Origin of the sequence: Mesorhizobium sp. M7A.F.Ca.CA.002.04.1.1 (assembly GCF_004022805.1) — a bacterium.
In the GTDB taxonomy this organism is placed as follows: domain Bacteria; phylum Pseudomonadota; class Alphaproteobacteria; order Rhizobiales; family Rhizobiaceae; genus Mesorhizobium; species Mesorhizobium ciceri.
In genome coordinates this window covers 1-967 of record NZ_RZPL01001154.1, presented here as the reverse complement: position 1 = coordinate 967, position 967 = coordinate 1, and the positions used below count along the sequence as shown (strand labels likewise).

The 967-nt window shown below is 64.6% G+C and carries 1 protein-coding gene and 1 pseudogene; both read right to left on the bottom strand.

The genetic code is table 11. From position 1 onward, the window contains the following. Window positions 1–92: pseudogene (locus ENZ75_RS32935) on the bottom strand (DUF1489 domain-containing protein); the annotation flags it as partial. A 76-nt stretch (window positions 93–168) separates the two neighbouring features. Further along, a partial coding sequence (locus ENZ75_RS32930; protein ID WP_128278666.1) for an L-serine ammonia-lyase occupies window positions 169–967 on the bottom strand: 799 nt, incomplete at its 5' end.

The following is a 967-nucleotide window of genomic DNA, read 5'->3' as shown; positions in this document are numbered from 1 at the left end:
CGCCGCCGCTCGTCGAGGCGGAAGGCGATCCACTCCTCGAGATCTTCGACGCTGTCGCAGCCGACACAGAGTTTTATGAGATTGAGAGACATCGCTTAAGGTTAGTCCCGCATGCGGACGCGTCAACGACCGGATCGACTTCTCCACAGTGGCAGTTTAGGCCAGCCTTCAGCATTCCACGACGTTGACGGCGAGCCCACCCAGGCTGGTTTCCTTGTACTTCTCGTTCATGTCGAGGCCGGTCTGGCGCATGGTCTCGATTGCTGCATCGAGAGGTACGAAATGGGTGCCGTCGCCCTTGATGGCCAGTGACGCTGCCGTCACCGCCTTGACCGCGCCCAGCGCATTGCGCTCGATGCACGGCACCTGCACCAGCCCGCCAACCGGATCGCAGGTCATGCCGAGATGGTGTTCGAGCGCGATCTCGGCGGCATTCTCGACCTGCTCGGGCGTACCGCCCATGACGGCGCACAGGCCGGCCGCCGCCATTGCCGATGCCGACCCGACCTCGCCCTGACAGCCGACTTCGGCGCCGGAGATCGAAGCATTGGTCTTGATGATGCCGCCGACCGCAGCAGCCGTCAGCAGGAAATCACGAATGCTCGGCTGGTCCGCCTCGGGATGGAAATGCAGCCAGTAGCGCAGCACCGCCGGCACGCTGCCGGCCGCACCGTTGGTCGGCGCTGTGACGACCCGGCCGCCAGCGGCGTTTTCCTCGTTCACCGCCATGGCGTAGATCGACAGCCAGTCATTGGCGAGCAAGGGATTGGGCTTGTTCTGCTGCCATTGCTCCTGCAGCTTGTCATGCAGCATGCGGGCACGGCGGCGCACCTTCAACCCGCCCGGCATGATGCCGTCCTGCGACAGGCCGCGGTCGATGCAGCCTTTCATGGCGCTCCAGATGCCGTCGAGGCCGGCGTCGAGCGCCTCGCGCGTCATCTGCGTCTCCTCGTTGACGCGTTTCATG